At 37.5% G+C, this 5,628-nt stretch carries 4 protein-coding genes; 3 read left to right on the top strand and 1 reads right to left on the bottom strand.

Going from position 1 to position 5,628, the window contains the following annotated elements:
• Positions 1-7: 7 nt before the first annotated feature.
• Positions 8-199, bottom strand: a complete 192-nt coding sequence (locus HT719_RS11800) for a hypothetical protein (protein WP_240156576.1) — start codon at positions 197-199, stop codon at positions 8-10.
• 320 nt (positions 200-519) lie between these two features.
• Here HT719_RS11800 and HT719_RS10385 point away from each other — a divergent pair, with 320 nt between their 5' ends.
• From HT719_RS10385 to HT719_RS10375, 3 genes are all read left to right on the top strand, one after another.
• A complete protein-coding gene (locus HT719_RS10385) occupies positions 520-834 on the top strand; it encodes a hypothetical protein (RefSeq protein WP_050254393.1) in 315 nt (104 codons plus the stop codon).
• A 190-nt stretch (positions 835-1,024) separates the two neighbouring features.
• Positions 1,025-2,719 carry an SEC10/PgrA surface exclusion domain-containing protein gene (locus HT719_RS10380; RefSeq protein ID WP_172929142.1) on the top strand — a complete coding sequence of 565 codons (1,695 nt, stop codon included), beginning with the start codon at positions 1,025-1,027 and terminating at the stop codon, positions 2,717-2,719.
• 145 nt (positions 2,720-2,864) lie between these two features.
• A partial coding sequence (locus HT719_RS10375) for an SspB-related isopeptide-forming adhesin (RefSeq protein WP_345790048.1) occupies positions 2,865-5,628 on the top strand: 2,764 nt, incomplete at its 3' end.

Below are 5,628 nucleotides of genomic sequence, written 5' to 3'. Positions count from 1 at the left end.
TTTATCACTAATACTCTTCGAAAATCTCTTCAAACCACGTCAGCTTTGCCTTGCTGTAGATATAGTTACTGACTTCGTCAGTTCTATCCACAACCTCAAAACAGTGTTTTGAGCTGACTTCGTCAGTTTTATCTGCAACCTCAAAGCTGTACTTTGAGCAGCCTGCGGCTAGCTTCCTAGTTTGCTCTTTGATTTTCATTGAGTATAAGCTATAGATGACATGAGACTAAATCTAGCTTTTTTGACCTGAGCAAGTCATAAAACTACTTTTGACCTTTGAAAATTGAATACCCCCACTGTCCTGATTAGCGGAACTAAGCATAAAAAGAAGAACAAGGGCGGTGTGTAGGCTAGAAAAGGATATCTAGTGCTGTTCCACCACGTAAAAGCAGGCAAAGCCTAAGCTGAAGGAGTTTGCGGTTTCTAGACTTAAAACCGTGTGTAAAAAATACAGCAGGTATGTACGTCATACCTCGGCATGGCTGTAAATCAGCCTTGATTCAGTAAGGAGGAGACAAGATGAATCAATCAAAATTAGTTACAGAGGTCACTTTAGCTGACCTTAGACGCTTAGGAAATCAAGGGAATGCAACCGCAAGACTTGATAATGGTGATGAAATCAAATTAACTAGCAGATATGGTTTGGTATCTAAAAACGGATATCTAGCAGGTAAACTAGAAACGGTTTGGATGATTGTAGAATATTCAAAAATTTATAAAGAGATTCGCACCATCAAACGAGGTGATGTTTTAGTGGCTAGACGCATTAAACAAGGAAATACCAATCGTTTACTACTGACTGGTAAAGGATATCATCGTCCAACGAAGCATTAAACAGATAGAGCCTCATCTATCTGTTTCATCAAGGAGAGGAGATTTGAACTGTTTTAAACGTCCTATCTTTGATTAAGCGGATAGATGAATGAAAATCAAGAAAAAATTGAGAAAAACCTCTAAAAATGGTAAAATAAAAGTATAAAATAAATATTTTAAGAACGTTTTTAAACAAAAAGGAGATAAGATTATGAAATTGAGAACAACTATCTTAGCAACAACTGCTAGCGTAACTTTGCTTGGGTTAGGAAATAGTCAACCTGTGTATGCGAATAGTACAACAAGCAGTCAAGTAGAGAATTTAAAAAGTGAATTGATTAAAGCAAAGAGAGAATATGAACAAGCTAAAAGTATCTATGACAATGCTTTATCATCTGCACCTAGCAATACGATTACATTGAGCGATAAGTATATAAAGGCTTTGAAGACGACTTTTTCTGATTTTAATATTAGCCAGACTGAACGTGATAGAGCGAAATCTATCTTGCAGTCAGAAAGTTTGAGATTAAAGAATCAAAATAGCTTTCATAAAGATGTTGCTGATGAGGGAGAGCGTCTGGATGTCAACAATCTACCACTAGCTGTTCGTCAGGAGTTGTCATTTTTTGCCCAAGATTTAATTAACCAAGTTCGTTCTCAGGTTGGAACACCTAGAGTCAGTGTTTCAATTTCGGCACTTGACTTTGCAGATAAGGTGGCGAAAGCATATGTTCAAGATAACTGGGGTTGGGATAAAATGAGCGTATCTGGTACACTTGGTCATGATGCGACTGGAATCAATCATGTGGCGAGAGAATATGGACTGCCTACAACCAATTCTGAAGAAGAGAAAAAAGGGGAGCAAAACTATGAAAATCTAGCTTCTCGTCTACCTGGTTTCAAAACAGCTAACAAGGCTCAGTTAAAAGAGGCTATCTATATTGGGATGATAGAGTTTATGTTCAATGATACTGAGTGGATGCATGCTCAGAGTATTGCTGGCTTGAACTGGGGAAATGTGAACTCAAAAGATTATTTTGGGCTTTCATTCTCTAGTCGTTCTTCTGTTAGTTCAGCCCATTTTATCACGGTTTCCCAAGAAGATATCAAGCGTGCAAGCAAATCAAGCTTTAGCACGGCTGCTGTGAGTGATCCAACTAGTGTCAATCACCGTCAAGCAATCAAAAAGCTAGAGGAAGACTACAAAGCCAAGGAAAAAATTTATCAAGATTTTCAAAAACAAGCAGATAGTAAAGGATCTCAAGGGCAGTCTAACCAAGGTTCAGCTACTGTGACAGAACCAAGTAAACCAAGCGCTGGCTCAGCTGAGCCTACTAAACCGATTGAAAACACATCTGATTGGCGTGACCAATGGAAGCAAGAGGGGAGTTATTGGTATTATTTTGATCATGCAGGAAAAGCTCTTGTCAGTGGTTGGAAGGGAAACTATTATCTCAAATCAAATGGTGTGATGGCACGTAATGAATGGGTTTATGATACAAGCTATAAAGCTTGGTACTATCTCAAGTCAGATGGAAGTTACGCACAAAATAGTTGGCAAGGAAGCTACTACCTTAAGTCAGATGGGAAAATGGCACAAAGTGAGTGGTTATACGATTCCAGCTATAAAGCTTGGTACTATCTCAAATCAGATGGAAGCTATGCACAAAATAGCTGGCAAGGAAGCTATTACCTTAAGTCAGATGGAAAAATGGCACAAAGTGAGTGGGTATATGATTCCGATTATAAAGCTTGGTATTATCTCAAATCAGATGGAAGTTATCTGAGAGATCAATGGTTCAAAGACGGAAGTGCTTGGTATTATTTGAAAGCAGATGGTAAGATGGCAAAAAATGAGACGATTGGTGGTTATCGTTTAGATTATTCTGGTAAGTGGATTTCTTAAAATTCATTACAATATTGTATAGAAAAGTCAGTGAAAACTGGCTTTTTTCTTTTGGAAAGGAAAGAGATGATTTTATATTATAAGAGGCCTCGGGCGCCAACATTTGAGATTTTATATTGATTAATAGTTTAGATAAGGAGATAGAATGCACAAAGTAAGAGAAACAAAAACATATGGATCTATTCGGAAATCAAAAATTTATGGAACTTGTGGAGTGATACTAGGTTTAGCAGCTTTAAGTATGATAAGTCCAGTTATGGCAGATGAGCGAACTGAAAATAAGGCCACAAATGCGCCTTATGCCCAGACGAGTCCAAGTAGTATTTCTACTGAAAATCAAGGAAAGAGTGAAGAAAAAACAGGAACGTTAGAAGTTTCTATTTCTCATTCCAGTTTAGATGAAACTATTCGTAAGGCACAGGAAGCTGGATTGAAGGTGGAATTTGATTCTGTAGTAGATAAAGGAACTGCAAGTACAGCCTCTGAGTTGGAAAAAAAGCAAAAGGAAGTCGAAAGTGATTATCGTACACAAACAGATAGTATTGAGAAAGCTACTGAAAAATATCGTGAAGATCAAAGACAAAATCAAACGAACCGAAAGAAAATCCAAGATGAAAATACTGCGAAGAAGGAACAATATCAAAAGGATTTAGCTTCTTATCAGGCTGAAGTGAATCGAATTAATCAGAAGAATGCTGCTATTCGTGCAGAGAATGAAAAAAATCAACGAGAGAATCAGGCAGAAACAGATCGTATTAATCAAGAGAATGCAGAAATCCGAAAACGAAATGAAGCCAAGAGAGTAACTTATGAAAGCTCTTTGACAGACTATACAAAGAAGCTAGCAGCTATTAAAGCTGAACGAGAGGCAATTCAAACAAGCAAGCCTTTATTTGGATCTGAAACAGGTTTCAAAGTTTATGGAGGATATAATTCAGCTGGTCGGGGAAGTTTAGACTATTATAATGATTTTACAGTAGTACCAGATGATAATCTACCAGTAGAGAGTATGCGTGGTTTTTTAGGTTATCATGCAGATACCTATGTAACAGGAGGCACAGGAACTCGAGTTAGTAAGGACAGTACGGGAACTTACGATGTAATTAAATCTCCAACATTTGGAGATACATTTTATATTCATAATATTGGGACGTTGACAGATGGTAGAAAGATTATGGCAAAAGTCATGGTTTCGGATTTAGGAGACTATCAGGGAGAAGTTCGAAATGGTGTTCCTGTGACAGATCCAGATATTTATCTTAAGGGTGGAGATGGTGGTAGTCTTTATTTTGTTTATAATAATCATACACGTTTAGAGTTGATTTTTGATTTTTATCTTGAAGGTACGACAACTCCTGTTTCCCTCTTAATTGGAACAGTTATTACCGATGTAGATTGGGGTCAAGGTTCAAATTTGAGTTATGGCTCATCTGGTCGTGGAATGGTTCTTAATCCAAGTGGTTCAGGTTTGGATTTTGATGGTCGCGTTATGAAGGGAGTAGAAAATGGAGTTAATGATACCTCAGATATTCCTAAGGCTTCCTTTGCTTCAGTAGGGTATGGTTCTAGTTTAACGTACCTTCACACATCATCTCCTGGTTCGACAGAGGGAAGAACTCCCGCTGAATGGGATGCAGAGAATGCGAGTGGAAATGCTCAAAACGTTGTCTTCACAATTCTTGGGGAAGGGGCGGAGTTGAAAAGCATTCCACCAGTAAATCCACCTCGCAAACCAACTTATGAAGTTGAAACTACTCCACCCAATTCTCCAACTGGAAAACCTGAAGAGGTACTCCCACCCAAACCTGAGGAGATAAAGGAAAAAGAGATTCCTTCTTTAGTATCCCCTCCAACAGTAAGGGTTAGATATGCACGCTTACAGGCAATGCCTGGTCTAGAAAAGTTTGTAAAAAATTCTTCTGGTGAATCTATTGATAAAAGCTATGTGCCTAAGCTTTCAACGGTACAGTGGGAATTAACAACTAAGCCTCTTCCAGCTAATCGTGAAGCTATTACAGACTTTGAAATTGTGGATGCCTTGCCTTCAGGTTTTGTGTTAGATGTTGAAGCTTCAAAAAAAGTTAGCTCAGATTTTGAATTAACTTATGACGAATCGAGCCATGTTGTTTGGGTGAAAGGCTTAGAAAGTTTAAAATCTAAGCTTAATCAAGATTTAAGTAAGGAAGTACAAGTACCAGCTCCAATTTTAGTAGGAAAAGTTACAAATGATGGAGCGACCTACAAGAATAACTTCCAATTAAAGATTAACAATAAGTACGAAAGTTATTCAAACATTGTTCAGATTTCAACACCTGGGAAACCGAATGATCCGGACAATCCGAATAATAATTTCATTCAACCTCTTAAACATAATTACAATAAGGATAAAGTTATCATTGATGGTAAACCAGTTCTAGTTGGTTCGACAAATTACTACCATATTACCTTGGATTATGATCAATATAAGGGGATGAAGGCAGATCCATCTACTATTTTAAAAGGATTCGGAGCAATTGATGATTACCCAGAAGAGGCTGTTACGATTAATCAATCGGATATTCGTTATATTGACAGCGAAGGACAAGAAGTTGCTGGTATCTCAGTGTATCAGTATGATTCTATAGATGCCGTTGATAATGATAAGGTAAAAGCTTTTCTTGCTAGTTCTGAAATTAAGCCTAAGGGTGCTTTCCAAGTATTTTTAGTGGATGATCCAGAAGCCTATTTTAACCAGTATATTAAATCAGGAAAATCGGTTACAATTATTGATCCAATGCTAACTAAGGAAGAACTGCGAAATACAGGGAAATCATTTGAGAATACAGCTTATCAAGTTGATTTTGGTAACGGTTATCAAACAGATACAGTTGTAAATAATGTTCCTACTGTTAAACCAACCAAGAAGAATC

Source organism: Streptococcus sp. k-378, from assembly GCF_013277505.1.
Lineage (GTDB): Bacteria > Bacillota > Bacilli > Lactobacillales > Streptococcaceae > Streptococcus > Streptococcus pseudopneumoniae.
This window is presented reverse-complemented; position numbering and strand designations above follow the sequence as displayed.